The sequence below is a fragment of the Variovorax sp. TBS-050B genome (genome assembly GCF_029893635.1).
In the GTDB taxonomy this organism is placed as follows: domain Bacteria; phylum Pseudomonadota; class Gammaproteobacteria; order Burkholderiales; family Burkholderiaceae_C; genus Variovorax.
This window is the reverse complement of the sequence record NZ_JARXYR010000002.1, coordinates 1,645,024-1,671,283: the sequence shown is the minus strand read 5'-3', so window position 1 is coordinate 1,671,283 and position 26,260 is coordinate 1,645,024. Positions and strand designations below refer to the sequence as shown.

Annotated in this window: 15 protein-coding genes and 6 pseudogenes; 4 read left to right on the top strand and 17 right to left on the bottom strand. The window is 71.0% G+C overall.

What is annotated here, in order from left to right; all coding sequences use genetic code 11:
- Nucleotides 1-114: 114 nt before the first annotated feature.
- The 3 genes and pseudogenes from M2165_RS10975 to alr form a co-directional block, all read right to left on the bottom strand.
- Nucleotides 115-1,107: a LysR family transcriptional regulator gene (locus M2165_RS10975; RefSeq protein WP_280814669.1), complete on the bottom strand. Its 993-nt coding sequence runs from the start codon at nucleotides 1,105-1,107 to the stop codon at nucleotides 115-117.
- A gap of 17 nt (nucleotides 1,108-1,124) precedes the next feature.
- Nucleotides 1,125-1,858 (bottom strand): annotated as a pseudogene (locus M2165_RS10970) (hypothetical protein).
- Nucleotides 1,855-2,956 (bottom strand): annotated as a pseudogene (gene alr / locus M2165_RS10965) (alanine racemase). Before alr ends, M2165_RS10970 begins: the two co-directional pseudogenes overlap by 4 nt.
- Nucleotides 2,957-3,125: 169 nt before the next feature.
- Between alr and lplT the strand changes: the two are divergent.
- From lplT to M2165_RS10950, 3 genes and pseudogenes are all read left to right on the top strand, one after another.
- Nucleotides 3,126-4,431 (top strand): annotated as a pseudogene (lplT, locus tag M2165_RS10960) (lysophospholipid transporter LplT).
- Nucleotides 4,432-4,563: 132 nt separating this feature from the next.
- Nucleotides 4,564-5,454, top strand: a complete 891-nt coding sequence (locus M2165_RS10955; RefSeq protein ID WP_280814668.1) for a DMT family transporter — start codon at nucleotides 4,564-4,566, stop codon at nucleotides 5,452-5,454.
- 9 nt (nucleotides 5,455-5,463) lie between these two features.
- Nucleotides 5,464-5,964, top strand: a complete 501-nt coding sequence (locus tag M2165_RS10950; RefSeq protein ID WP_280814667.1) for a glutathione peroxidase — start codon at nucleotides 5,464-5,466, stop codon at nucleotides 5,962-5,964.
- Between the two features lie 4 nt (nucleotides 5,965-5,968).
- Here the strand turns inward: M2165_RS10950 and M2165_RS10945 are convergent, their stop codons facing one another.
- From M2165_RS10945 to M2165_RS10905, 9 genes and pseudogenes are all read right to left on the bottom strand, one after another.
- The gene (locus M2165_RS10945; protein WP_280814666.1) at nucleotides 5,969-6,403 is read right to left on the bottom strand and encodes a carboxypeptidase regulatory-like domain-containing protein; all 435 of its coding nucleotides are present in this window, start codon (nucleotides 6,401-6,403) and stop codon (nucleotides 5,969-5,971) included.
- 87 nt (nucleotides 6,404-6,490) lie between these two features.
- The gene (gene glcF, locus M2165_RS10940; RefSeq protein ID WP_280814665.1) at nucleotides 6,491-7,723 is read right to left on the bottom strand and encodes a glycolate oxidase subunit GlcF; all 1,233 of its coding nucleotides are present in this window, start codon (nucleotides 7,721-7,723) and stop codon (nucleotides 6,491-6,493) included.
- Between the two features lie 23 nt (nucleotides 7,724-7,746).
- On the bottom strand, nucleotides 7,747-8,862 hold the full coding sequence (glcE, locus tag M2165_RS10935) for a glycolate oxidase subunit GlcE (protein ID WP_280814664.1): 1,116 nt from the start codon (nucleotides 8,860-8,862) through the stop codon (nucleotides 7,747-7,749).
- A gap of 5 nt (nucleotides 8,863-8,867) precedes the next feature.
- Nucleotides 8,868-10,371, bottom strand: a pseudogene (locus M2165_RS10930) (FAD-linked oxidase C-terminal domain-containing protein).
- 116 nt (nucleotides 10,372-10,487) lie between these two features.
- A complete protein-coding gene (locus tag M2165_RS10925; RefSeq protein ID WP_280814662.1) occupies nucleotides 10,488-11,372 on the bottom strand; it encodes a LysR substrate-binding domain-containing protein in 885 nt (294 codons plus the stop codon).
- A 7-nt stretch (nucleotides 11,373-11,379) separates the two neighbouring features.
- A complete protein-coding gene (locus M2165_RS10920; RefSeq protein WP_280814661.1) occupies nucleotides 11,380-12,312 on the bottom strand; it encodes an SMP-30/gluconolactonase/LRE family protein in 933 nt (310 codons plus the stop codon).
- A 260-nt stretch (nucleotides 12,313-12,572) separates the two neighbouring features.
- A complete protein-coding gene (amt, locus tag M2165_RS10915) occupies nucleotides 12,573-14,096 on the bottom strand; it encodes an ammonium transporter (protein WP_280814660.1) in 1,524 nt (507 codons plus the stop codon).
- A 22-nt stretch (nucleotides 14,097-14,118) separates the two neighbouring features.
- Nucleotides 14,119-14,457 (bottom strand): P-II family nitrogen regulator, encoded by a 339-nt coding sequence (glnK, locus tag M2165_RS10910; RefSeq protein ID WP_007833403.1) that lies wholly within the window; start codon nucleotides 14,455-14,457, stop codon nucleotides 14,119-14,121.
- 63 nt (nucleotides 14,458-14,520) lie between these two features.
- Nucleotides 14,521-15,345 (bottom strand): TorF family putative porin, encoded by an 825-nt coding sequence (locus M2165_RS10905; protein WP_280814659.1) that lies wholly within the window; start codon nucleotides 15,343-15,345, stop codon nucleotides 14,521-14,523.
- 206 nt (nucleotides 15,346-15,551) lie between these two features.
- Here M2165_RS10905 and M2165_RS10900 point away from each other — a divergent pair.
- A pseudogene (locus tag M2165_RS10900) lies at nucleotides 15,552-17,097 on the top strand (YifB family Mg chelatase-like AAA ATPase).
- Here M2165_RS10900 and M2165_RS26110 read toward each other — a convergent pair.
- The 5 genes and pseudogenes from M2165_RS26110 to tssK form a co-directional block, all read right to left on the bottom strand.
- Entirely contained in the window at nucleotides 16,994-19,162 is a 2,169-nt protein-coding gene (locus tag M2165_RS26110; RefSeq protein WP_348541049.1) for a serine/threonine-protein kinase, read from the bottom strand. The pseudogene M2165_RS10900 and the gene M2165_RS26110 overlap by 104 nt on opposite strands.
- A gap of 40 nt (nucleotides 19,163-19,202) precedes the next feature.
- A pseudogene (gene tagF / locus M2165_RS10885) lies at nucleotides 19,203-19,908 on the bottom strand (type VI secretion system-associated protein TagF).
- Nucleotides 19,905-23,540 (bottom strand): type VI secretion system membrane subunit TssM, encoded by a 3,636-nt coding sequence (gene tssM, locus M2165_RS10880; protein ID WP_280814658.1) that lies wholly within the window; start codon nucleotides 23,538-23,540, stop codon nucleotides 19,905-19,907. The pseudogene tagF and the gene tssM overlap by 4 nt, the downstream one beginning before the upstream one ends.
- Nucleotides 23,540-24,940, bottom strand: a complete 1,401-nt coding sequence (locus M2165_RS10875; protein ID WP_280814657.1) for a DotU family type VI secretion system protein — start codon at nucleotides 24,938-24,940, stop codon at nucleotides 23,540-23,542. The genes tssM and M2165_RS10875 overlap by 1 nt, the downstream gene beginning before the upstream one ends.
- 8 nt (nucleotides 24,941-24,948) lie before the next feature.
- Nucleotides 24,949-26,244: a type VI secretion system baseplate subunit TssK gene (gene tssK, locus M2165_RS10870; protein WP_280817512.1), complete on the bottom strand. Its 1,296-nt coding sequence runs from the start codon at nucleotides 26,242-26,244 to the stop codon at nucleotides 24,949-24,951.
- Nucleotides 26,245-26,260: the final 16 nt, after the last annotated feature.

Genomic DNA, 26,260 nt, shown 5'->3' with positions numbered 1-26,260 from the left:
TGCGGCCATGCGATGCGCCACTGTCCCGCAAAGCAGCGGCGCAGAGGAAATACCGTTTGCTGATGCCCGGCCATCAATCGGATTGATGGCTTGGGCGGTGCGCCGCGCGCGCCGCTATGCCCGCGCTGCGTCCGGCGCGGCGAGCAGCTCGGCCTCCCAGCGGCCTTCGCGGATCAGCCGCGCGGTCTGGTCGACCAGCGCCTCTGCAACCACCTGCGCGGCCGGGTCGATCGCGCGGTCGGCCGGCGTGGCGATGACGTAGCTGCGCTGCAGCGCGGGCTCGACCACGCGCGCCACCACCCAGTCGGCGCCGCCCTGCGGGCTGTCGCCGAGCGCGCAGGCGGGCGTGAAGGTGTAGCCCGCGCCACAGCCGTAGAGCGAGCGGATCACGCGCGCCGAGTCGTGCTCGTGCGCGAGGTTCAGCGGCACGCCAAGCGCGGCGGCGGCCTCCTCCACGCGCTGGCGGATCGCGAAGCGGCGCGACTGCAGCACCAGCGGCAGCCGCGCGGCGTCGGCGAAGGCGACCTCGGGCCGCGCCGTCCCGCGGGCGCCGCGCTTCGCGGGCTTCAGGTGCGCCGCGAGCGCGCCGCCGTGGTCGAGGCCGCAGACGAAGATCGATTCGCGCGCGAGCGGGCGGCAGTCGAGCCCCTCGACCTGCGGCGTGTCGACGAGGATGCCGACGTCGGCGCGGCGGTCGAGCATGGCCTTCTTCACCATCAGGCTCAGGTCGTCGAGCACGAACACGCGGATGCGCGGATGGCTGGCCTTGAGCGCGGCCAGCACCGGCCCGAGCAGCAGCGAGGCGATCAGGAAGGGCACGGCCACGGTCACCGAACCCTCGGGCCCCTGCGGCAGCCGCTGGATGCGCTCGCGCACCGCGTCGGCATCGGACAGCAGGCGGCGCGCGTCTTCGTAGAGCTGCATGCCCGCGGGCGTGGGCGTGACGCCCGCATGCGAGCGGTCGAACAGTTGCGCGCCGAGCTCGGCCTCGAGCTTCTTGATCTGCGCGGTGAGCGCGGGCTGCGCGATGTAGAGCGAACCGGCCGCGCGCGAAAGGCTGCCGGCTTCGAGCACGGCGATGAAGTAGCGCAGCGTCCGCAGGTCCACGGCACTGTCCCCGAGGTTCAGCGCGCGCGCAGCATGCGCACCGCCTCGGGCAGGGTGCGCACCTCGGGCATGAAGTGGTCGATGCTCGCGCCGAGCAGCACCGCGCAGGCGACCGCCCCGAGCAGCGGCTTCCAGGTCAGCCGCACCGCGGCCATGAGCCAGCCTTCGCGCGCCACGCGCACCGCGGCGCGCGCGCCGAGACGTAGCTGAACGCGAGCTCGATCGCCACCGCGAGCAGCGCATCCCAGCTGAAGTACAGCAGCACCAGCGAACCCGCGCCGAGCACCACCGCTAGGCAGACCAGGAACACCGCGACCACGGGCACCACGACCACCGCGCCCTCGTCGGCCGCGCCCGCGGCCTCGAAAGCGCCGCTCGCGGCATCCGACAGCAGGCCGCCCTCCCCGCCGCCGCCGGCCGCGCGGCCGGCGTCGAAGGCCATGTCGGCCACCTCGACCACGTCGCCGGGATCGGGCGCGATCGAGGTGCGGCCCTCGACCAGCCGCTGCGCCCACCAGCGCAGCACCAGCAGGTAGCCCAGGTAGCCCGCGCCGAGCGTGAGCACGTAGCGCACCGCGAGCGAATCGACCGCGAGCAGATGCATCTGCAGCGCCGACACGCCCCACATCAGCAGCAGCGTGAAGCTGCCGATCAGGATGCCGTGCGTGCGCAGGCTGTGCCGGCGGTGAAGCTCGCGCTCGAACTGCGTTTCCCACAGGCGCACCGAGCGCCAGTTGGAGAGAACCTTCATTCGTCCGCGACCGGCGCGAACGGCACCCGCTGCGCCACCGCGCACATCAGCTCGTAGCCGACGGTGCCGGCCGCCTGCGCGACCTCGTCGATCGGGAGCAGCGCGCCGTTGACGGCCGAGCGGCCCCAGAGCGTGACCTCGCTGCCGAACCTCGCATCGGGCACGGGCGTGAGGTCGACGGTGATCATGTCCATGCTCACGCGGCCCACCATGCGCGTGCGCACGCCGTTCACCAGCACCGGCGTGCCGGTGTCGCAGTGGCGCGGATAGCCGTCGCCGTAGCCGACCGCGGCCACGCCGATGGTCAGCGGGCCCTCGGCCGTGAAGCGCGAGCCGTAGCCGATGGTGTCGCCGGCACTGAGCGTCTGCACCGAGAGCAGCCTGGTCGAGAGCGTCATCGTGGGCTGGAGCTGCCAGTGCGCGGCGTCGTGCGCGGGAAAAGTCGGGCGCGCTGCCGTAGAGCAGGATGCCGGGACGCACCCAGTCGCCGCGCGCCTGGGCCGCATGCCGCAGCGTGGCGGCGCTGTTGGCGATCGAACGCTCGCCAGGCAGGTCGCGGGTGGCGCGCTCGAACACTTCGAGCTGGTGCGCAATGCCGCGCTCGCCGTCGGCGTCGCTGAAGTGCGTCATGAGCGAGATCTCGTCCACCTGCGGCAGCGCGTTGAGCCGCGTCCACGCCGCGGCGAAGCGCTCGGGCGCGAAGCCCAGGCGGTTCATGCCCGAATTCATCTTGAGGAACACGCGCTGCGGCTTGAGTGTCTTGTGCGCCGCGAGCATGTCGATCTGCTCGTCGCAGTGCACCGTGTGCCAGAGGTCGAGGCGCGAGCAGAGTTCGAGGTCGCGCGCCTCGAACACGCCTTCGAGCAGCAGCACCGGCCCGCGCCAGCCCAGCGCCCGCACGCGCTCGGCCTCGTCCAGGTCCAGCAGCGCGAAGCCGTCGGCGCCGCGCAGCCCTTCGTAGACCCGCTCGATGCCATGGCCATAGGCATTGCACTTGACCACGGCCCAGACGCGGGCATCGACAGCCGCGCGCCGCGCGCGATCGAGGTTGTGGCGGAGCGCAGCGGTGTGCACGGTGGCGAGAATGGGGCGCGGCATGGGGAATCTCGGGTGATGAAGTCGGGTTTTTAGCACCTTCGCGGGCAGGGCCGTTCTGTGTGTCCATGCGGGTTTGCCTGTCGTACCCCCATGCTATAACCGCCCATTCGCCAAAAACGACGCGATCTTTTTCACTACTGCCAGCCCTCACTGGCCAGCCAGCCCATCGATGAAGCGCGGTTTCTACACGATCATGTCGGCCCAGTTCTTTTCGTCGCTGGCCGACAACGCGATCTTTGTCGTGGCGGTGGAGCTGATGCGCAGCACCGGGGCGGCCGAATGGCAACGCGCCGCGCTGGTGCCGATCTTCGCGGTGTTCTACGTGGTGCTCGCGCCGCTCGTGGGCGCCTTCGCCGACGCCCTGCCCAAGGGCCGGGTGATGTTCATCAGCAACGCGATCAAGGTGATCGGCTGCGTGATGATGCTCTTCGGCTCGCATCCGCTGCTGGCGTATTCGATCGTGGGGCTGGGCGCCGCCGCGTACTCGCCGGCCAAGTACGGCATCCTGACCGAGCTGCTGCCGGCCTCGCAGCTGGTCAAGGCCAACGGCTGGATCGAGGGCCTGACCATCGCCTCGATCCTGCTGGGCATCGTGCTCGGCGGTTCGCTCGTGGGCCATGCGGTGTCGAGCCAACTGCTCGCCATCGACATCCCGCTGATCGATACCGGCGTGGACTCGCCCGCCGAGGCCGCGATCTCGGTGCTGATCTTCGTCTACGCGCTCGCGGCCTGGTTCAACACCCGCATCCCGAGCACCGGCGTCGAAATGCGGCCGCTGCGCGCCGACCCGGCCCACGGCCTCGCGCGCAACATGCTCGCGCTGCTGCCCGACTTCTGGCACTGCAACGCACGCCTGTGGCGCGACAAGCTCGGGCAGATCTCGCTCGCCACCACCACGCTGTTCTGGGGCGCGGGCGCCAACCTCAAGTACATCGTGCTGGCCTGGGCCGCGCTCGCGCTCGACTACAACACCACCCAGGCCACCGCGCTCACGGGCGTGGTGACCATCGGCATGGCCGTGGGCGCCATCGTCGCGTCGATGCGCATGCGGCTCGACATGGCGACGCGCGTGATCCCGATGGGCATCGGCATGGGCCTGCTGGTCATCAGCATGAACCTGATCAGCAGCGTCTGGATCGCGGTGCCGTTCCTGATCCTGCTCGGCGGGCTCGGCGGCTTCCTGGTGGTGCCGATGAACGCGCTGCTGCAGCACCGCGGCCACAACCTGATGGGCGCGGGCCGCTCGATCGCGGTGCAGAACTTCAACGAGCAGGCCTGCATCCTGCTGCTCGGCGGCTTCTACAGCGCCTGCACCGGCCTCGGCCTCTCGGCCTTCGCGGCCCATCGGCGCCTTCGGCGGCGTGGTCGCGGGCTGCATGTGGATCATCCAGCGCTGGCATCACCACAACCTGCGCAAGCATCCCGAGGAAGTCGAGCACCTGCTCGCCATCGCCCGCAGCGATAAACACCACTAGCCATTCCTCGCCCCTGCCTTCGCTCCCATCGCGAACACCGCGGAACCGGCTTCGCCGGGCCGCTGGTGTTGCCCCCGGCAGGGGGTTGGCGAAGCGACACGAAGTGCGCGTAGCCTGGGGGCGAGCAACAATATGCCAGCTCTTGCCCTCATCTTCAACGCCTTCGTCTGGGGCGTCTCCTGGCTTCCGTTCCGCCACATCGAGGCCCACGGCCTCCATCCGGTGTGGACCACCTTCCTGATCTACGCGGTGATTTCGCTCGGCATGGGCCTGCTGCTGCGCAGGGCGTGGCGCGGCTTCGTCGCGTTCCCGATGCTGGTGCTGCTCGGGCTCGCGGCGGGCTTCACCAACCTGGGCTTTAACTGGGCGGTGACGCAGGGCGACGTGGTGCGGGTGGTGCTGCTGTTCTACATGATGCCGCTGTGGAGCGTGCTGCTGGGCTGGATCTTCCTCGGCGAACGACCCACGGCCGGCGCGCTGGCGCGCGTGGCGCTGGCGCTCGGGGGCGTGGTCGTGGTGCTGAAGGCCCCCGGGGTCGACTGGCCGGTGCCTTCGAGTCTGCCCGACTGGCTCGGGCTCGCGGCGGGCTTCGGCTTCGCGGTGACCAACATCGTGCTGCGCCATCTGCGCCATGCGCCCGGCGAATCGCGCGCGCTCGCGATGTTCGGCGGCTGCGCACTGGTCGCGGGCACGGCGGCGTGCACCGGCACAGCGCTCGGCGCCTTCGCGTCGCCGCTCGCGGCAACGCCGGGCTGGATCGGCTGGGCGCTGCTGCTCGGCAGCGGATTCGTGATCGCGAACTTCTGCCTGCAGTACGGCGCGGCGCGGCTCGCGGCCAGCGCCACGGCGGTGATCATGCTGTCGGAGGTGCTGTTCGCGAGCGTGTCGTCGGTAGCGCTCGGCGCGGCCACGATGAGCCCGCGCATCCTCGCGGGCGGCGCGCTGATCGTCTTGGCCGCCGCGTGGTCGGCGTTTGCGCGAACGCCCCCGCCGCGCGATGATCGGCTCCCCTCCGCCACCTGAGGAGCCTCCATGCCCGACAGCATCTACGACTTCGAGGCCCGCCGCATCGACGGCCAGCCCGTGCACCTTTCGGACTATCGCGGCAAGGTGCTGCTGATCGTCAACACCGCGAGCCAGTGCGGCTTCACGCCGCAGTTCGAGGGCCTCGAGGCGCTGCACCGCAAGTACGCCGGCCAGGGGCTGGTGGTGCTGGGCTTTCCGTCCAACCAGTTCGGTTCGCAGGACCCCGGCAGCAACGAGGAGATCGGCGCCTTCTGCACGACCAACTACGGCGTGAGCTTTCCGATGATGGAGAAGATCGAGGTCAAGGGCCCCGGCGCGGCGCCGCTCTACCAGTGGCTCGTGAAGGAGAAGCCGGGCCTGCTGGGCAGCACGGCCATCAAGTGGAACTTCACCAAGTTCCTGATCGGGCGCGACGGCCGCGTGATCGCGCGCTATGCGCCGATCGACAAGCCGGCTTCGCTCGAGGCCGACATCGAGAAGGCCCTGGCCGCACCCGTGGCGGCCTGAGGCTTCAGAACCTGAAGCTCGCGGTCTTCGAGCCGCCGCCGACCGTCACCGGCTGGCTCTTGGACTGGCCTTCCTTGGTGGTGACGTCGATGGTGTAGCGGCCCGCGGGAATGTCGATCAGGCACACCGGGCCGCTGGCGCGCATCGAGAGCGCCGAGGCGCCGTCCGCGCCCTTGATCTCGACCTGCACGTCGGCCAGGTAGGCGCCGTCGTTGCGCGCGAACAGCAGCGCGAGCGGATGGTCCTTCATCGCCGCGCGCATCGCGTTCGACTCGTCGGAACCGATGCCGCCGCAGACGTGGCGCACCGCGCCCTCGCCCTTCCAGGCCGGCATGCCGGATTGCGCATGCGCGGCCAGCGCGCCGGCGGCGCAGGCCAGGACCGGCAGCGCGCGCCGCAGGCGCCGGGTCGCAACGTGGAAGGCGGAATGACGGGACATGGCTGGCTCCTTGCAGAACGGGTGCCGCGATGATGCGGCAGCCGGGCGCGCGGCGCCAGTCGGACCAGCACCCGCGCCCTTGTGCGATCAGTCCGCCGAAAGCGCCGCGTCGAGCAGCTCCACCCAGTGCCGCACCGGCAGCGCGCCGCTGCCGCTTTGCAGGTGCGTGATGCAGCCGATGTTGGCCGAGGCGATCACGCTCGGCTGCAGCTGCGTGAGGTGGCCGAGCTTGCGGTCGCGCAGCGGATAGGCGAGTTCGGGCTGCAGCACCGAGTAGGTGCCGGCCGAGCCGCAGCACAGGTGCGATTCGTTCATCGCCACGCGCACCTCGAAGCCGAGGGCGCGCAGATGCGTCTCGACGCCGCCGCGCAGCTTCTGGCCGTGCTGCAGCGTGCAGGGCGGGTGGTAGGCCACCACGCCCCCGGGCGGGCGCACGCGGTCCCGGAGCGCCGGCACCAGTTCGGGCAGCAGCTCGCTCAGGTCGCGCGTGAGTTCGCTGATGCGCGCGGCCTTGGCGGCATAGGCCGGGTCGTCGCGCAGCAGATGGCCGTATTCGCGCACCGTCACGCCGCAGCCGGAGGCGTTCATCACGATGGCCTCGACCTCCTGGCGCTCGACCAGCGGCCACCAGGCGTCGACGTTGGCGCGCATCTGCGCCTTGCCGCCTTCCTGGTCGTTGAGATGGAACTTGACCGCGCCGCAGCAGCCGGCCTCGGGCGCGAGCACGGTCTGGATGCCGGCCGCATCGAGCACGCGCGCGGTGGCGCTGTTGATGTTGGGCATCATCGCGGGCTGCACGCAGCCCGCGAGCATCAGCACCTTGCGCGCATGGGTGGCGGTGGGCCAGCGCCCGGCCGCCTGCTTCGGTGGCACCTTGGCCTGCAGTGCCGCGGGCAGCAGGCCGCGCACCGACTGGCCGAGCTTCATCGCGGGACCGAAGAGCGGCGACGGCAGGCCCTCCTTCAGCAGCCAGCGCCTGGCCGACTCCAGGGGCGGGCGCGGCACCTTCTCGTCCACGATGCGGCGGCCGATGTCGACCAGGTGGCCGTACTGCACGCCGCTCGGGCAGGTGCTCTCGCAGTTGCGGCAGGTCAGGCAGCGGTCGAGGTGCAGCTGCGTGCTGCGGGTCGGCGGCTGGCCTTCGAGCACCTGCTTCATCAGGTAGATGCGGCCGCGCGGACCGTCGAGCTCGTCGCCGAGCAGTTGGTAGGTCGGGCAGGTCGCGGTGCAGAAGCCGCAGTGCACGCACTTGCGCAGGATGGCCTCGGCCTCGCGGCCGTCGTCGGTGTCGCGGAATTCGGGGGCGAGCTCGGTTTGCATGGAGAAATCGGAATGAAGCGGGCTCAGCCGGCGCCCAGCAGGCGCGTGCGGTCGAAGAGGCCGTGGGGATCGAACTCGCGCACCAGCGCCTGGTGGATGCGCGCGACGGGTGCGCTCAGCGCATCGAAGCGCGCGATGCCGTCCGCATCGGCCGCGGACGGCGGCAGCCTGAAGAGCGTGGCATGGCCGCCCGCCGCCCGCGCCGCGGCGCGCAGCGATGCGGCCTGCGCCGCCGGCGCCTTGTACCAGCGCTGGGCGCCGTGCCACTCGACCAGCGGCGCGCCGCAGTCGTCCAGTGCGAGCACCGGCGCGGTCTGAGGCACCGACACGCGCCAGAGCGCCTCGCGCGCGTCGGCCGCATCGAACCACGGCAGGCGCTGGTCGCGCAGCGACAGCCAGCGGGCCGCGGCCGCGGCGGCGTCCTGCCGCTCGCCGCCGAGGTGCGCGCAGGCCGCCTCGACCGCCGCCGCCGCACCGCGCAGCCGCAGGTACAGCACGCCCTCGCCCGCATGACCGGTCCAGCAGCTCGCATTGAGCGGCAGCGGCCGGCCGCCCCATTCGTTGAGCAGCCGCAGCGCATCGGCCTGGCTGCACGCGAAGGCCAGCGTGGCCTCGGCGGGCGCGACCGGCAGCACCTTGAGGCTGACCTCGGCGATCACGCCGAGCGCGCCGAGCGAGCCCGCGAGCACGCGCGAGACGTCGTAGCCCGCCACGTTCTTCATCACCTGTCCGCCGAAGCCGAGCACTTCGCCGCGGCCGTTGACGAGCGTGGCGCCGAGCACGTAGTCGCGCACCGAACCGACGCTGGCGCGCGCCGGCCCCGCGAGGCCTGCCGCCACCATGCCGCCGACGGTGCCCGCGCCATGCGTGCCGAAGTGCGGCGGCTCGAACGGCAGGCACTGGCCTTTCTCGGCCAGCGCGGCCTCCAGTTCGGCGAGCGGCGTGCCCGCGCGCACGGTGACGACCAGTTCGCTCGGCTCGTAGCTCGTGATGCCCGCGAGCGCCGTGGTGTCGAGCGGCTCGCCGCGCGGCGGCTCGCCGTAGAAGTCCTTGGTGCCGCCGCCGCGGATGCGCAGCGGCGTGGCGTCGGCGGCTGCCGCGCGGATGCGCTCGACGATCTGTTGAACTGCGTTGTCCATCGCCGTCAGAACCTCGGCAGATCGGGATGCGGCAGGCGCCCGCCGCGCACCACCTGCTTGCCGTACTCGGCGCAGCGCTGCAGCGTGGGAATCACCTTGCCGGGGTTCAGCAGCCCGGCGGGATCGAAGGCGCGCTTGACGCCGAACATCTGTTCGTTCTCGGCCGCGGTGAACTGCACGCACATGCTGTTGAGCTTCTCCACGCCCACGCCGTGCTCGCCCGAGACGGTGCCGCCCATGGCCACGCTGGTCTCGAGGATGTCGGCGCCGAAGAGCTCGCAGCGGTGCAGCTCGTCGGGGTCGTTGGCATCGAAGAGCACCAGCGGATGCAGGTTGCCGTCGCCCGCATGGAACACGTTGCAGCAGCGCAGGCCGTACTTCTTCTCCATCGCCTGGATCGCGAGCAGGATGTCGGCCAGGCGCTTGCGCGGGATGGTGGAGTCGAGGCACATGTAGTCGGGGCTGATGCGGCCCGATGCGGGGAAGGCGTTCTTGCGGCCGCTCCAGAAGCGCATGCGCTCCTCCTCGCTCGCGCTCACCGCGATGGCGGTGGCGCCCGATGCGCGCAGCACGGCGGTCATGCGGCCGATCTCCTCTTCCACCTCCTCGGGCGTGCCGTCGGATTCGCACAGCAGGATCGCGGCGGCATCGAGGTCGTAGCCCGCATGCACGAAGTCCTCTACCGCGGCGGTCATGGGCTTGTCCATCATCTCGAGCCCCGCGGGGATGATGCCGGCCGCGATCACCGCGGCCACCGCATCGCCGGCCTTTCGCACGTCGTCGAAGCTCGCCATGATGCAGCGCGCGAGCTGCGGCTTGGGCACCAGCCTGACCGTGACCTCGGTCGTGACCGCGAGCATGCCCTCGCTGCCGATCACGAGCGCGAGCAGGTCCAGACCGGGCGCATCGAGCGCCTCGCCGCCGAATTCGACCGGCTCGCCTTCGGCCGTGAAGCCGCGCACCCTGAGCACGTTGTGCAGCGTGAGGCCGTACTTGAGGCAGTGCACGCCGCCCGAGTTCTCGGCCACGTTGCCGCCGATCGAGCAGGCGATCTGGCTCGACGGATCGGGCGCGTAGTAGAGGTTGAAGGGCGCCGCCGCCTCGCTGATCGCGAGGTTGCGCACGCCGCACTGCACGACGGCCGTGCGGCTCACCGGGTCGACCTTGAGGATGCGATTGAACTTGGCGAGCGAGAGCGTGACGCCCATCGCATGCGGCATCGCGCCGCCCGACAGGCCGGTGCCGGCGCCGCGCGCCACCACGGGCGCGCCGAGCGCATGGCAGGCGCTGAGCACGGCCGCCACCTGCGCCTCGGTCTCGGGCAGTGCCACCACCAGCGGGCGCTGGCGGTAGGCGGTGAGGCCGTCGCATTCGTAGGGCGTGGTGTCCTCCGCGTGCCAGATCAGCGCATGCGCCGGCAGGTGGGGCTGCAGGGGCGCGCACGATCTGCGACTGGCGTTCGGTTCTCTGCAGCGAATCGTGCTGCACGGCGGTGAGCGGCGCATTCATGCGGCGGGCCTCTTGTCTCGTGGAGCCCGCACTCTACGCAATTGCGGCGCGGGCGGGTTGAAGCTTTTTCGCGCCGGACTTGAGGGAACTTGGCGGCGCGGCGGCGCCCGCCCGCTTCAGCGCAGGCTCTGCACCAGCCAGTCGACGAAGGCCGCGCATTCCCAGCGCTCGAGCGTGCCGGGCTGCCAGCAGATGGTGTGGCGGTGCGGCGAGGGCACGGGCTGGTCCGACAGCGCCACCAGCCGGCCCTGCTCCAGCCAGGCGGCGCCCATCTTCAGCCGCACCAGCGCCACGCCGAAACCGCTCGCGGCGGCGTCGTACACCAGGCCGAGGTCGTTGAACTGCGAGCCCACGTGCGGCTCGGGCTGGTCGATGCCGCAGCGCGCGAACCAGGTGCTCCAGGGCTCGAGCGGGCTGCGGATCAGCCGCGCATTCGCGATCTCGGCCGCGGTGGCGAAGCCGTCGAAGGGGCCGAACTCGTTGAGGTAGCTCGGGCTGCAGGCCGGCACCACTTCTTCCTCGAGCAGCAGCCGGTGCTCGCAGTCGGCATAGCTGCCGCTGCCATAGCGCACCTCGAGGTCGGCCGGCTCGGCCGTCACGTCGAGCAGCGGAATCGACACCTGCAGCACGAGCTCGATGTCGGGGTAGATGTTGCGGAACAGTTCGAGCCGCGGCATCAGGAACTGGCGGCTGAAGGTCGGCGTGACCGCGATGCGCAGCCGCGTCGCCCGCTGCCGCGCGGCGCCGCCGCCCGGCGTGGCCTGCAGCGCCGCCAGCCCGGTGCGCACGTTGGCGAGGTAGGCCGCGCCGTCGGCCGTGAGGCTGAAGTCGCCGCGGCCGAAGAGCTTGAAGCCGACGTGCGATTCGAGCTGGCGGATGCGGTGGCTCACCGCGCTCGGCGTCACGCAGAGCTCGTCGGCCGCGCGGCCCGCATGGCGCAGCCGCGCCACGGCCTCGAAGGTCAGCAGGCACTGGATCGGCGGGATGTGCTGCAGCGCCATGCGTCGCTCAGTCTTCGAAGAAGGCGACCGGCAGGCCCGCGGTGTCGACGCGCATCGAGATCACATGGCCCGCGGCCGGCTGCGCGGCGATCTCCGCGGCCGGGCGCCCCTTGCGTGCGGTGGTGACGAACAGCGTCTGCAGGTCGTCGCCGCCGAAGCAGGGCATGGTCGGGCATTGCACCGGCACGGGCACCGCGGCCACGCAGGCACCGGAGGGCGCGAAGCGCAGCAGCTGCGCGCCTTCGAACATCGCGACCCAGTAGTGGCCTTCTGCATCGACGGTGGCGCCGTCGGGGCGGCCTTCGTAGCGCTCGGGCGAATCCGGGGTCCAGCCTTCGGGCTTGGCATCGAACTGGCGGAACACGCGCGGCTGCGAGAGCGTGTTGGATGCAGGCTCCCAGCCCCAGGCGCGCACGCGGTGCGCGGCCGTGTCGGCCCAGTAGACGGTGCGCGCATCGGGCGCGAACGCGAGGCCGTTGCCCGTGGTCGCCTCGCCGGCCATGCGCACGAGCCGCGGCGCCGTATGCGCGTCGGGGCGGGCATCGAGGCAATACAGCGCGGCGTTCGGCCGGTCCTTGGCCTCGTTGAGCGTGCCGGCCCAGAAGCGGCCGAAGGCATCGCATTTGCCGTCGTTGAAGCGCATGGTGCGCGCGTCGTGGTCCACCCGCGCGATGGCCGCCAGTTCGCCGCCCCATTCACGCGCGCGGTAGATGCCGTCGCGCAGCGCGATCACCAGCCCGCCGCTGCGCGCCGGCGCCATGCAGCCGGGCTCGGTCGGCAGCGCCCAGCGCTCGACGCGCGCCGCGGGCGTGCCGACTTCGCCGCGCGTGCGCAGCACCGCGCGGCCGGGAATGTCGAGCCAGTAGAGCGCGCGTTCCGCGGGATGCCAGAACGGCGATTCGCCGAGTTCGCAGAGGCTGTCTTGCAGGGTGGTCCACATGGTCCGGCGATTGTGCACCCGGCCTATGCAGACAAAAAAATGCCCGCTCGCGCCGAAGCGCTCGCGGGCGAACATCCAAAGGAGACCTTGCTGAAATGAGTGGCTGTTTGTCGTTCTTATCCCCGGCCCGCGCACCCCCTGCCTTTCGCGCGAAACACCGCGGAACCGGCTTCGCCGGGCCGCTGGTGTTGCCCCCTCGAAGGGGGTTGGCGAAGCGACACGAAGTGCGCGAAGCCTGGGGGTGGTCTGTTCCTCGGGGGTTACCTGTTATATGCCGTCTCGCCGTGCGACGAGATGTCGAGGCCTTCGCGCTCTTCCTCTTCCGACACGCGCAGACCGATCGTCAGGTCGGCGATCTTGTAGGCGATGAACGAGACCACGCCCGACCACACGATGGTCAGCAGCACGCCCTTGAGCTGCACCCAGACCTGGGCGCCGATGCCGTTGGACACCACGCTGGCCGTGACCCAGTCGCCCACGAGGCCGGGGCCGCCGAGCGCCTGCGTGTTGAACACGCCGGTGAGCAGCGCGCCCACGATGCCGCCGACGCCGTGCACGCCGAACACGTCGAGCGAGTCGTCCGCGCCGAGCATGCGCTTGAGGCCGTTGACGCCCCAGAGGCAGGCGAAGCCGGCGATGAAGCCGATGATGATCGCGCCCATCAGGCCGACGTTGCCGGCGGCCGGGGTGATGGCCACGAGGCCGGCGACGGCACCGGAGGCGGCGCCGAGCATCGAGGCCTTGCCGCGCATCAGCGCTTCACCGATGCACCATGCGAGCACCGCGGCGGCCGTGGCCGTGAAGGTGTTCATGAAGGCGAGCACGGCGCTGGTGCCGGCCTCGAGGGCCGAACCGGCGTTGAAGCCGAACCAGCCCACCCACAGCAGCGAGGCGCCGACCATCGTGAGCGTGAGCGAGTGCGGCGTGAAGGCTTCCTTGCCGTAGCCCACGCGCTTGCCGATCACGAAGGCACCGACCAGGCCCGCGACGGCGGCGTTGATGTGCACCACGGTGCCGCCCGCGAAGTCGAGCGCGCCCCATTGCCAGATCAGGCCGGCCTTGGCGTTGTTGGCATCCACCACGCTGGCGGCGGTGTAGGCGTCCGGGCCGAGCCAGAACCAGACCATGTGGGCGAGCGGCGCATAGCTGAAGGTGAACCAGATCACCATGAACAGCAGCACGGCCGAGAACTTGGCGCGCTCCGCGAAGGCACCCACGATCAGGCAGCAGGTGATGCCGGCGAAGGTGGCCTGGAAGGCGGCGAACAGCAGCTCGGGGATGTAGACGCCCTTGCTGAAGGTGGCGCCGGGCGCGAACGCGCCGGTAGCCGGGTCGAACACGCCCTTCATGAAGAGCCGGTCGAAGCCGCCGATGAAGGCATTGCCCTCGGTGAACGCGAGGCTGTAGCCGTAGATCAGCCACAGCACCACGATCAGCGAGAAGGTGACCATCACCTGCATCAGCACCGACAGCATGTTCTTGCTGCGCACCAGGCCGCCGTAGAACAGCGCCAGGCCGGGAATGGTCATCATGATGACGAGCAGCGTGGACAGCATCATCCAGCTGGTGTCGCCCTTGTTGAACGAAGGCGCCGGTGCCGCGGCGGGCGCGGCTTCCGCGGCAGCGGGTGCGGCGGCCGGGGCCGCGGCGGGTGCCGCTGCAGCGGCGGGCGCCGATGCCGCAGGCGCCTCGGCCGTTGCGGCAGCGGGCGCCTGGGCGAAGCTGGCCGTGCCTGCGGCGAGCAGGCTCAGACCGAGCGCGAGAGAAACAAGCAGTTTTTTCATGGTTGTTTTGTTCCGGGCTGGATCAGAGGGCTTCGCGACCGGTTTCGCCGGTGCGGATGCGAACGACCTGCTCGAGGTTGTAGACGAAGATCTTGCCGTCGCCGATCTTGCCGGTGCGCGCCGCGCCTTCGACGGCTTCGATCACGCGGTCGACGAGGTCGTCGGAGACCGCGGCCTCGATCTTCACCTTCGGCAGGAAGTCGACCACGTACTCGGCGCCGCGGTAGAGCTCGGTGTGGCCCTTCTGGCGGCCGAAGCCCTTGACCTCGGTGACCGTGATCCCCTGCACGCCGATGGCCGACAGTGCCTCGCGCACTTCGTCGAGCTTGAACGGTTTGATGATGGCTGTGACCAGCTTCATGATTTCTCCTTCTGGATGGAATGAATGGCGCGGCAGCTTGGGCCGCGCCTCGTTGTGTTTTCTTTACAGCGTCTTGCTGAGCGTCACGATGAAGCGGGCCTTGTTCGGCGAGTAGTACTGCTCGCCGAAGGTGCCGAAGCCGAAGTCGTAGCCCGGGTTGCTGAGCGCGAGGTAGGAGCTCTTCTTGTTCGCGCCCTGCACCGAGCCCGCGAGCGCCAGGCCGTTGCCGAAGTCGTACGAGACGCCGACGTTGTAGTCGACGTAGCTCTTGTAGCCGAGGCTGCGGATGTCGCTCGACATGTGCGTGTAGCCCACGGCGGCCTTCAGCGTGAGCTTGGGCGCGATCTCCTTGCTGTAGGCGAGATTCAGGTAGCCGGTGTTGCGGCCCTTCAGGCCCGAGCCCGACTTGTAGCCGGCATAGCCGAAGTAGTCCTTCGACACGGTGTGCGAGTACTTGAGCGTGAACGAGCCGATGGCCTCGTCGGCCCAGGTGCCGGCGCCGTACAGCTCGGTGGTGTTGCCGATGGAGTTGCCCGGGTAGATGTAGGTCAGCAGGCCCACGTCGAGGTCGAAGGGGCCGGCCTTGAACTTGTAGCCGCCGTACAGGTCGCTCTCGATGCTGTTGCCCTGCAGCCAGTTGACGCTGGAGTTCCAGTTGCCGAGGTAGAAGCCGCTCTCGCCGAAGGCATAGTCGAAGCCGCCCTGGATCGCGGGCTTGAAGCCCTTGGTCTTGGCGTAGTCGTTCTTCCCGATCATGTCCTGGTCCTGGCCGCGGAACTTGTAGTTGCTGGTCAGCGCGACGTTCCCGGTGAGCTGCGCGCTCGCAAGCATCGGCAGGGCTGCAAGGGCGGCGACGGCCATGGCCGGAGCGAATTTACGGTGCATCATCGAGACTCCTCGGGTTTGTGGGATGTGGGGGGACGAGGGTCTCGTAGCAGGGAGCGTGCCAAAGTGCTCGTTTGCCGCGCGGTGCCCGGCGACCGCCGCACGATCCGATCGAGGTAACAGCTGTTCAAAAATGTGGCGCCCCATGGGCCGCCATGGTGCACGAGCCCGCGCAGAAGGGGCGCACCACATTGGGGAGAGGGAGAGGAATGAGCCTGTCTTTGGTGCAAAGTCGCGCTTTGCTCGGCTTGGAAGCGGCCACTGTCACGGTCGAGGTGCATCTGGCCAACGGCCTGCCCAGTTTCACGCTGGTCGGGCTGGCGGAAACCGAGGTCAAGGAAGCACGCGAACGCGTGCGCTCGGCGATCCAGAACGCCGGCCTTGAATTTCCCAACAACAAGCGCATCACGGTCAATCTGGCGCCGGCCGACCTGCCCAAGGATTCGGGCCGCTTCGATCTGCCGATCGCATTGGGCATCCTCGCGGCCAGCGGCCAGATCCAGGCGGCGAAGCTCGCCGGCCACGAATTCGCCGGCGAACTCTCGCTCTCGGGCGAGCTGCGTCCGGTGCGCGGCGCGCTCGCGATGGCGCTGGCGCTGCACACGCGCGGCGTGGCGACGCGGCTCGTGCTGCCGGCCGCGAGCGCGCAGGAGGCCGCGCTGGTGCCGGGCGGCGAGGTCTACGGCGCGCGGCATCTGCTCGACGTGGTGCGGCAGTTCCTGGCCGACGGCGCGGTGCCGCCCGAATCCGCGCAGGGCCCGGCGGAAGACGGCTGGGCGCGCGTGCAGGCCGCCGCGGCGGCCCCTGCGCCCCACTACGCCGACTTCGCGGACGTGAAGGGCCATGCGGCCGCGCGGCGGGCGCTCGAGATCGCTGCCGCGGGCGGTCACAGCCTGCTGATGGTCGGCGAGCCGGGCTCGGGCAAGTCGATGCTGGCGCAGCGCTTCGCGGGACTGCTGCCGCCGATGAGCGTCGAGGAGGCGCTCGAGAGCGCCGCGGTCGCGAGCCTGGCCGGCAGCTTCTCGCCCGCGCGCTGGATGAACCGGCCGACCTCGGCGCCGCACCACACCTCGAGCGCCGTGGCGCTGGTGGGCGGCGGCTCGCCCCTGCGCCCGGGCGAGATCTCGCAGGCGCACCACGGCGTGCTCTTCCTCGACGAGTTTCCGGAGTTCGCGCGCTCTGCGCTCGAGGCGCTGCGCGAGCCGCTCGAAACCGGCACCATCACCATCGCGCGCGCCGCCCGGCGCGCCGAGTTTCCCGCGCGCTTCCAGCTGATCGCGGCCATGAACCCCTGCCCTTGCGGCTACCTGGGCTCGACGCTCAAGGCCTGCCGCTGCACGCCGGACCAGGTCGCGCGCTACCAGGCCAAGCTCAGCGGCCCGCTGCTGGACCGCATCGACCTGCACATCGAAGTGCCCGCGGTCTCGGCGCAGCAGCTCATCGACGCGCCCCCCCGGCGAATCGACGGCCGGCATCCGCACCCGCGTGGTGGCCGCGCGCGAGTTCGCGTTGCGGCGCCAGGGCAGTCCCAACCAGGCGCTGCAGGCCGGCGCCATCGACAGGCACGCCGCCCTCGACGACGCGGCACGCAAGTTCGTCTACAACGCCGCCGCAAGGCTCGGCTGGTCGGCGCGCAGCACGCATCGCGCGCTCAAGGTGGCCCGCACCGTGGCCGACCTTGCGGGGGCCGAGTCGGTGCAGGTGGTGCACGTGGCGGAGGCGGTGCAGTACCGGCGGGCGCTGCGCAACAGCTGAGCGGCGGGCGCCGCTGCGGCGCTACTTGAATTCGTGGCTCACCACCGGCGCGGACTTGCCGTCCTGCACCGTCACCCGCTGGCGGTACACGTCGAGGTCGCCGTTGCGCACCTCGACGTTGTAGATGCCGGGGCGCAGCGACAGCGACTTGAGCGGCGGGCTCACGCCGCGGTCCACGCCGTCGACGATGACCTGGCCCCCAGGGGCGGATGTTGAACACCACGCGGCCCATGGCGGGCGGGGCGGTCGGCGGCGCGGCACCGCCGGCGATCACGGTGGGCACAGTGTTGGTCGGGGCGCCGGGCACCTGCGGCGGCGGGGGCTGCTGCGGCTGGGCCAGGCGGTCGAGTTCGGCCAGGGCGTTGCGCGCGTCGCGCGCATGGGGGCCGCGCCGGTAGCGGCGCAGGTAGGCCTCGTAGCCTTCGCGGGTGTTCTCGGCCTGGGCGAGGTTCCAGTCCTCGACCTCGCTGGTGGCCTGGGCAGGCTCGGCGGGCGGGGTCGCGGTCGGCGGCGTCGTGGTTGCGCTCGGCGGGGCGACGACCGGCACGTTGTCGAGCGGCGTCAGCGGGCCGGCCGGGGTGCTGGCGGCGGCGGCCGGTGGCGCGGCGGGAGTGCCGCCGGGTGCCGGGTCCGCGGCGGGCGGCATGGCGGCCGGCGGGGGCGCGGTCGCGGTCATCGGCTCCGAGGGCGGCGGCACGGGGACCATCGCGGTGCGGGTCTCCTGCCGGTTCGCACTCAGGTGCAGCCCGATCCAGCTGCCCACCGCGACCAGCGCGATCACGAGCACGCCGACCAGGCCCCAGGGCGGACGCGAGGATTTCTTCGCGGCGGGGCGCGGCTTGTGGGCCGGTGCCGCGGCGGCAGGCGCGCGCACCGGTGCGGCAGGTGCGGCGCGTGGCGCGGCCACGGCTTCCGGCCTGGGCGGCGCGGCGGGCACGGCCGCGGCTTCGCTCGCGCGGGCCGTCTCGCGCGCAGCGGTCGCACCGGCCAGCGCCGCGCTCGCGGCCACCGGTGCCTCGGCGGGCGGCGGCGCCGGCACCGGCGCGGGCTGCACGATCGGCGCGGGCGGCTCGGCCGGTTTCACGGCCGGCGCGACGATGACGGTCGGTGCCGCGAGCCCGCTCACATAGGTCTCGCCGAGCTTCACCAGGCCCAGCTCGGCCGCGAAGGCGGCCACGGTCTGCGTGCGGTCCTTGCTGTGCACCGCGAGCGTGTGGTCGACGGCGGCGCAGAAGGCGGGGCTGAGATCGCCGCGCCCCATCGACGACAACGGCACGTAGGCGTCCTGTACGCTGCGCACCACGGCCGAGGGCGGCGGGTTGCCCGTGACCGCGCGGTACAGCACGGCGCCCAGGGCATAGAGGTCGGTCCAGGCGCCCTGCAGCAGCGTGTTGTCGTCGGCGTACTGCTCGATCGGCGAGTAGCCCGACTTCACCATCACCGCCACCTCGTCGACCAGGTCCGCGATCGACTTGCGCGCGGCGCCGAAGTCGAGCAGCACCGGCAGGTCGTCGTGCTGGATGAAGATGTTGTCGGGCGCGATGTCGCGGTGGAAGCATTGGCTGCGGTGCAGCGTCTCGAGCGCGCCGAGCAGCGGGCCGAGCATGCCGAGCAGCCAGGCCTCGTTGATCTTCGCGGGCTCCTCCTCGGCCACGCGGCGCAGCGTGCGGCCGCGGTAGAGCTGGATCGCCATGTAGGCGGTGGAGTTGGCCTCCCAGAAGCGGTGCACGCGCACGAGCGCGGGATGGCTGAACTGCGCGAGCGTGCGCGCCTCGTTGATGAAGCTGCGCAGGCCGGCCTGGAAGGTGGCGGTGAGCCGGTCGGAGCGCACGTGCACGCTGTCGTCGCCCACGCGGCGCGCGAGCATCGAGGGCATGTATTCCTTGATGGCCACTTCGCGCTGCAGCGAGTGGTCGTAGGCGCGGTAGACGATGCCGAAGCCGCCCTCGCCGATCACCTCGCGCAGCTCGAACTCGTCGAGCCGGTGGCCCACGCCGAGCGGATGCGGCCGCTCCTGCGGATCGCCGCCCGCGCCGCCGTGGCTGCTGCTGGCATTCGTCGTCATGCATCTCCCCCCGCAGCAAGGTGCTGCCGCTTATGGTTGTTCATGCCCATGGCACATGCCCCTGAGAAAACAGTTTCGAGAACAACGGCGTGTTGAGGCCCCCGCCGTGGGCGGCGGTGCGCAGGGGCGAGCCGTCCGCCTGGTTGGTCCACCAGTAGCTGGTGCTGCCGAAGGCGTCGAAGCACAGCGGCAGCTCGGGCCAGCCGAGGCGCTGCTGCGGGCCCGCCGCGCCCTCGCCCGCGGCCGAGCCGAGGATCGACAGGATGTCGTCGGAACCGCCGCTCGCGGTCTGGAAGCCGCCGTGCGCGGCGGCCAGCACCTGGTGGTCGAACTGGTCGGGCGCCACGCTGTGGCGGATCGCCTGCAGCAGGGCGCTGCCGCATTGCCAGTACCAGGTGGCCGAGCCCTCGAGCATCGCCGGGCGGTAGCGCGCGGCAGCCACCTGCACCGTGACGCAGACGGGGTAGTAGCGTCCGACACGGTCGCAGCTCGGCGCGATGCAGCCGAACTGCACCGCGTCCACGCCCTGGGTGGCGGGGATCGCGAAGTTCCAGACCGGCGCGACCACGTAGTGCCGCGTCATCGCATCGGGCCAGCGCTTGAAGCTGCCGAGGCCGTTCTGCATCCAGCGGTCCCCACCAGGCCTGCAGTTCGCGCGACATGCGCCGGTAGAGAAAGTCGCCCGCGGCCGGCAGCTTGCCGTACCAGCCGATCTGCTCGTCGGCGGGGACCCAGGCGCCGTTCATGATTTCCCCGGGCACGAGAAGCCGTTCATCTGCGACAGGCGCAGCGGGTTGTAGACGCTGTTCGCGGTCACCGCGAGCACCACCTTCTTGCCCTGCAGGTCGAAGGTGGCGTTGAAGGATTCGGGCGCGCTGCCGGACGAGATGGTCGCGCGGTCGAACAGCCGGTGCAGCGCCCAGGGCCCCTCGGTCACGATGCCGCCCGCGGGCGTGCCGTTGGCGGTGGTCACCTGCAGCCGCACCTGGTTGCTGTTGCGCGGGCCGGGCCACTTGACGGTGGCGGGCGCCTGCGGGCCGTGGGCGTAGCGCACCGTCTGGCCGTCGACGTCGAGCGTGAACTGCGTCAGCGCGGCGTCCATGTCCTCGGGCCGGATGTCGATGGTGAACGAGGGCGTGCGACCGCCCGCCATGCCCATGAAGAACACGTCGCGGATCGCCTGCGCCTTCTGGAACGAATCGAGGTAGGCCGAGCGCCCCGCCGCGCTGCCGTCGATGCCGCGCTTGAAGGCCCAGGGGTTGACCGAGGTGTCGACCTGCGAGGCGAGGTTCTTCTGGAAGAAGTCGTCCATCATGCCGCCGGGCGCGAACAGCTGCGCGAAGTCGCCGGCCGCCACGTCGCGCTTGGAACCGCGCGAGAACGGATAGCGCCCCGCGATCGCCTGGCTGCAGAACTGGCCGATGGTCGCGGCCGCGCTCTGGCCGATGTTCTGCCGCGTCACGGCCGCGGCCTTCGACGAGGCGGTGGCCGAGAGGTCGTTGAGCATGCCCTGGAACGGCACCGGCAGCCGCCCGGCCTCGGCCTGCACCTTGGTGACCGCATCGCTCGAGGGCGGGATGTTGCCGCTGCGCAGCGCGGTGTCGGTGGCGGTGAGGAAGGTGTAGAGCTCGTTGATGAGCGCGGCGGTGGCGTCGATCGGCGCCTGCCCGCCGTTCTTCGGCGCGGTGACCATGCGGCGCAGCGGCGCGAAGTGGTTGTCCACCAGCGTCTCGGGCCGGTCGGGAATGGTGTTGCGGCGCTGGCTGCCGTCGGGCTGGCCGATGAGCTGCTCGATGCGCTCGCGCGTGCTGGCCACGCGGTTCTGCGCCTGGTCGAGCAGGCTGCGCGTGGCCTCGTCGTGGTTGCGCAGCAGGTCGGTCTCGCGCGCGGCGCCGCGGATCAGCCGCGACATCGGCGACTCCGAGGTCGAGAGCACGCGCGTCATCTGGATGCTCTGCAGCAGCGAGCGGCTGTCCGCCAGCCGGATGTCGGCCAGGTACTCGTCCCAGACGCGGATGTAGTCGGTCAGGTAGAGCCGGCGCACCTCGCGCAGCAGCAGCTCGCGCGAGGTGATGTCGGTCATGCCGGGCGCGCGGATCTGCAGCACCCAGCGGTCTTCCTGTTCGAGCGCGAGCGTGGTCTCGGCCATGCGCTTGTCGAAGATGTCCCAGTAGCCGCGGTAGGTGAAGAGCGTGGGAATGCCGTCGGTCAGCGGCTTGCCGCTGGCGCGCCGGATCACGAGCGCCGACTCGGCGCCGGCCGCCTCGGCGATGCTGAAGGCATTGGGCGGGCTGGTCTGCAGCAGGATGCGCTTGAGCCGCGCGTACGAGCGCTGCGCGAGCGGCACGCCCGCGAGGCGCTCGCGCGTCTCGGTGATCAGCCGCTCGTCCTTGGCGAAGGGCGAGGCGACCACGCGGCCCGCGAACAGCGCCTTCAGATGCGTCTCGAGGTTGGCGCGCTGCTCGCGCGTGAGCGCGGCGCCGATCTTGCGGTCCACGTCGGTGAGCAGCCAGGCCTGCAGGAAGTCGGCGTCGTAGCGCTCGGCGTCGTACAGCATCAGGTAGGCCTTGAGCGCCTCGTAGCTGTATTCGGCGTCGGTCTTCGAGGCATCGCGCAGCGCCTGCTCGACCCGGTGCGCGGCCTGCGGCAGCAGCACGGTCTCGAGCGCGCGCTGGTAGACGCCGTCGGTCGCGGACTGCAGCTTGTCGCCCTGGTAGAGCCCGAAGCGGTAGCCCAGCGGCGGATCGCCGATGTCGAACTGGCTGGACTTCGGCAGGTCGCGCAGCCGGTCGAGCACCGGCAGCGAGCTCGCGATGTCGCTGTTGGCATCGACCACCGTCGGCAGCTCGCCGCGCGCCGCGGCCTTGTTGAAGGCCTTGGCATTGCCGTCGACCTCGGCCACGTAGTTGCTGTTGTTGCGCCAGCTGTTCACGCAGGCGCCGAGCAGCACCACCATCAGCACGCCGATGAGCGCATAGCCGCCGATGTCGATCGCGCGCTTGCGCCGGTACCAGCGCAGGTTGGTGCCGGCCACGCCCGCGTCGCGGAAGATCACCTGCTGCAGCAGCTCCTTGAGGAAGTAGCTCTTGCCCGGGCCCGGCGGCGGCGCGGGCGGCGCGTTGACCTGCAGGTAGCGCTTGATCGCGCCCATCACGCGGTCGAAGGCCGTGCCCTCCTGCGTGCCGCTGGTGAAGTAGACGCCGCGCAGCATCGGCGCGGTCTCGAACTTCGAGGGGTTGAACACGTCGGCCAGGAAGGTGCCGAGGATGTCCTCGAAGCTCGCGAACTGCTGCGGCAGCAGGTAGGCCTGCGCGCGGCGCAGCTGGTCGGGCTCGGCCGCGAGCAGCTCGGGCAGGCGTTCGTCGAGGCGCTGGTGCAGCAGGCGGTATTCCTGGTGGAAGCGCTCGCGCAGGTCGGCCTTGGCGGGATCGGCGGGGTTGTCGTCGATCGGGAAGGTGAAGCCCCAGACCTGCGAGCGCTCGGCGCGCCCGAGCGAGCCGAAGTACTCGTTGAAGCCCGCCAGCAGGTCGGTCTTGGTGACCAGCACGTAGACCGGGAAATTGATGCCCAGGTCGTTGCGCAGCTCCAGCAGCCGCTTGCGCAGCGCCATCGCATGGCGCGCGCGCTGCGCGTCGTCGGCCAGCGGCAGGTCGGCGATGCTGATGGTGAGGATCGCGCCGTTGATCGGCTGGCGCGGCCTGAACTTCTTCAGCAGTTCGAGGAAGCCCTTCCACTCGCTCTCGTCGGTCTCGCGGTTGCTCTCGTGCGTGGTGTAGCGCCCGGCGGTGTCGATCAGCACCGCCTCGTTGGTGAACCACCAGTCGCAGTTGCGCGTGCCGCCGATGCCGCGCACCGCGGCCTTGCCGAGCTGGTCGGCGAGCGGGAAGTCGAGGTCGGAGTTGACGAGCGCCGTGGTCTTGCCCGAGCCCGGCGCGCCGATGAAGATGTACCAGGGCAGCTGGTAGAGGTACTGGCGGTCGAAGACCGAGAAGCGCCCCGCGCCCTTGCCGTCCGCGCCGGCACCGAAGCGCATGTTCTTCAGGATGGCCGTGGCATCGGTGAAGCCGCTCTGCAGCGCCTTGATCTCGGGCGCGTCCTCTGGCTTGGCGGCCTTCTCCTTCTCGGAGGGCGTGCGCAGCTGGTTCAGCAGCTGCGCATTGAGGCGCCGCTCGCGCCACTTGCGGTAGAGCAGGCGGGCGATCCAGATCGCGAACATCAGCGCGATCACCACGATGCGCACGAACTCGCTCTCGAGCGGCCGGTAGCGGCCCACCGCGATGACCGGACCGATGACCCAGATCAGGAACGCGAGCGCGAGCAGCCCGAAGAAGACCCACAGGTCGCGGCTCACGATGAAACGGAAGATCGCGCGCAGCATCAGCGGCCACCTCCCTGCGGTGCGGCCGGCGCGCGGCCCACGGGCGCCACCAGCAGCGTGATCTCGACGCGCCGGTTGCGCGCGCGGTTGGCGGGCGAGTCGTTGGGCACCAGCGGATCGGCCTCGCCGCGGCCTTCGGCGCGCAGGCGCTCGGGCCGGTCGATGCGCGTGGCGATCATCTTCTTGACCGAATCGGCGCGCGCCTGCGAGAGCTGCCAGTTGGACGGGAAGCGCACGCTGCGGATCGGCTGGTCGTCGCTGAAGCCGCTGACCAGCACGTTGCCGTCGACCGAGTTGAGCGCATCGGCCACGCGCGCGAGCACCGGCGCATAACGGTCGAGCACGCGGTCCGAGGCCGACGCGAAGAGGCCGTCGCCGCGCAGCACCACCACGCTGCGGTCGGCCTCGTCGCGCACCGTCAGCAGGCCCTCGCGGATCTCGGGTTCGAGAAAGCGCTGCAGCCGCGGCTGCGGCGCGGGCAGCGCCACCGCGCGCTGCGCCTGCGGCAGCCGCACCGCGTTGACCGCGGCGAAGGCGCCGTCGGAGCGGCCCGCGAGGCTGAAGGTGAGCGCCGCGAACACCAGCACCAGCAGCACCGCCGCCACCGCGCCCACGGCCCACAGCGGCAGCAGGTTGCGCGTGCGGCGCACCGGCGTGCTCGCGTCCTGCCAGTGCGGAGACAGCGGCACGGCGATCTCGCCGCGCGTCTGGCGGATGATCTGCAGCAGCCGCTGCTTGAGGGTCTCGAGCTGCGTGCGGCCGTTGTCGATCACGCGGAAGCGGCCCTCGAAGCCCATCGCGAGGCAGAAGTAGATGAGTTCGATCAGGTGCAGGTGCTGCTGCGGGTTCTGCACCAGGCGCGACAGCAGCTGGAAGAACTTCTCGCCGCCCCAGGTCTCGTTGTGGAACATCACGAGCAGGCTCTGCGAGGACCAGATGCTGCCGCCCCACGGCGTGAGCGCCGCGGCCTCGTCGACCGCGGTGCAGAGGCAGTAGCGCGCGCCGATGATCACCTCGGGCGCGATGCCGCTCTGCTGCGCACGGGTCTCGAAGCGGCGCACCTCGTCGACCAGGTGCTCGCGCAGCTGGGCCGGCGAATCATGGTGGCCGGTGGCGCGGATCTGCGGGATCAGGTCGAGCAGCGGATTGGCCGCCGCCACGAGCGGGTTGTTGCCCGCGAGCGCGGTGTCGCCCGCATGCGGGCGGCGCGCGTCGTGCCAGGCGGTGAAGGCCTGCGGCTGCTGCGGATGATTCAGGCTGCCGCGCGCGGGCGGCATGCCCGGCGGATCGCCGGGGCCGCCGCCGTGGGCGATGGGGCCGTTGCCGTTGTGGGCGCCGCCGCCCGGGTTCGGTGGCACGAAGCCTCCCGGACCGACGGCCATGTCGTTGACACCGTTCATAAGGTCCTTCACGGACGGATTGCCCAGAACTCCATGGCCAGGCCCGGGAAGTCGCCGGCCAGGTGCATTGCAACGCCGCCCGACTTCTCGAGCTGGCGCCACATGTCGCCGCTCTTGTCGAGTTCGAAGTAGTGGTAGCCCGCGTTGTAGGGAATCTGGCGCGGCGCCACGGGCAGCGGCCTCACCGTCACGCCCGGCAGCTGCAATTGCACCAGGTCGCGGATGCGCTCGACCGAGCCGATCTTGACCTGCGTCGGGAAGCGCTGCTGGATCGCATCGGCCGGCAGGTCGGCATGCACCGCGAGCACGAAGCCGGCGTTGCGCACCAGCACGGGGTCGGGCATACGGCCCACGCGCACGCCGTGGCTGCGCTCCTCGAGCTCGATCGCGATCGCACTCTGTTCGAGCACCGCGGAAAGCGAGCGCCGCAGCTCCTCGATCAGCGGCCGGATGCTTTCGTTGAGGTTGTCGTGGTCGTACACCGGCCACACCACCGGCCGCCGCGTGGGCGAGGTGTGCGTGGCGAGATGGCAGGCGAGCTTGAGCCAGTCGACGAACAGCTGCTCGGGATGCACCTGCACCGCCTGCTGCGCATGCCACGTCAGCGCGAGGTAGCGGTTGACCAGTTCGAGCAGCAGGAAGTCGGAGACCTCGCTCACGCCGCCGCGGCCCGGCTGCGAGAGCCGCGAGGCCAGCGCCTCGGAGCGCTGCGTGAGCAGGCCGTGCAGCTCGGCGATCATGCTGCGCAGCATCGGATGCGCCGAGGCGTCGAGCACCGGCGGGATGTAGTTGGCATCGACCACGAGCTTGTGGTCGGTGCGGCGCTCGATCACGCGCACCGCGCCGATGGCCTGCCATTCGGCCGTGAGCGACGAGGCGCGCGCGAGGCGCAGGCGCGGCTTCGCGAGCTGCAGCACCGCGGGGCCGAGCGCCACCGCGTTGCCGTCGGCCACCTCGCGCTCGATCACGCCGAAGCGCGCGGCCGAGCCTTCGTCTTCCGAGAAGATCACCTCCTCGCTGCCGGTGCGGCGCAGCGGCAGCGCGAGCACGATCAGCTCGTCGGTCAGGTCGGTGGGCACTTCGTAGGGCGCGGGCGCATCCTCCGCGCCGAACGAGAACGGCGTGCCGTCGGGCAGCACGCCCGCGCCGCCGAGCAGCGAGACGCGGCCGAGCGCATAGGCGTCGCGGTCGATGTCCAGGTGCAGCCATCCCCAGTACGCGCCCTGCAGGCCCGCGGTGCGCCGCGTGACGTACTGCTCGACATAGCGCTCCAGTTGCTGGAAGTGCTGCGGCCGCAGGTACATGCCCTCGGACCACACG

Excerpts from the sequence above, each read along its gene's own strand:
- glcF (WP_280814665.1), bottom strand. The coding sequence starts at position 7,723 with ATGCAAACCGAGCTCGCCCCCGAATTCCGCGACACCGACGACGGCCGC.
- M2165_RS10950 (WP_280814667.1), top strand. The coding sequence starts at position 5,464 with ATGCCCGACAGCATCTACGACTTCGAGGCCCGCCGCATCGACGGCCAG.
- glnK (WP_007833403.1), bottom strand. The coding sequence starts at position 14,457 with ATGAAGCTGGTCACAGCCATCATCAAACCGTTCAAGCTCGACGAAGTG.
- M2165_RS10945 (WP_280814666.1), bottom strand. The coding sequence starts at position 6,403 with ATGTCCCGTCATTCCGCCTTCCACGTTGCGACCCGGCGCCTGCGGCGC.
- M2165_RS10920 (WP_280814661.1), bottom strand. The coding sequence starts at position 12,312 with ATGTGGACCACCCTGCAAGACAGCCTCTGCGAACTCGGCGAATCGCCG.
- tssK (WP_280817512.1), bottom strand. The coding sequence starts at position 26,244 with ATGTACCTGCGGCCGCAGCACTTCCAGCAACTGGAGCGCTATGTCGAG.
- M2165_RS10875 (WP_280814657.1), bottom strand. The coding sequence starts at position 24,940 with ATGAACGGTGTCAACGACATGGCCGTCGGTCCGGGAGGCTTCGTGCCA.
- M2165_RS10925 (WP_280814662.1), bottom strand. The coding sequence starts at position 11,372 with ATGGCGCTGCAGCACATCCCGCCGATCCAGTGCCTGCTGACCTTCGAG.
- M2165_RS26110 (WP_348541049.1), bottom strand. The coding sequence starts at position 19,162 with ATGACGACGAATGCCAGCAGCAGCCACGGCGGCGCGGGCGGCGATCCG.
- M2165_RS10905 (WP_280814659.1), bottom strand. The coding sequence starts at position 15,345 with ATGATGCACCGTAAATTCGCTCCGGCCATGGCCGTCGCCGCCCTTGCA.
- amt (WP_280814660.1), bottom strand. The coding sequence starts at position 14,096 with ATGAAAAAACTGCTTGTTTCTCTCGCGCTCGGTCTGAGCCTGCTCGCC.
- glcE (WP_280814664.1), bottom strand. The coding sequence starts at position 8,862 with ATGGACAACGCAGTTCAACAGATCGTCGAGCGCATCCGCGCGGCAGCC.
- tssM (WP_280814658.1), bottom strand. The coding sequence starts at position 23,540 with ATGCTGCGCGCGATCTTCCGTTTCATCGTGAGCCGCGACCTGTGGGTC.
- M2165_RS10955 (WP_280814668.1), top strand. The coding sequence starts at position 4,564 with ATGCCAGCTCTTGCCCTCATCTTCAACGCCTTCGTCTGGGGCGTCTCC.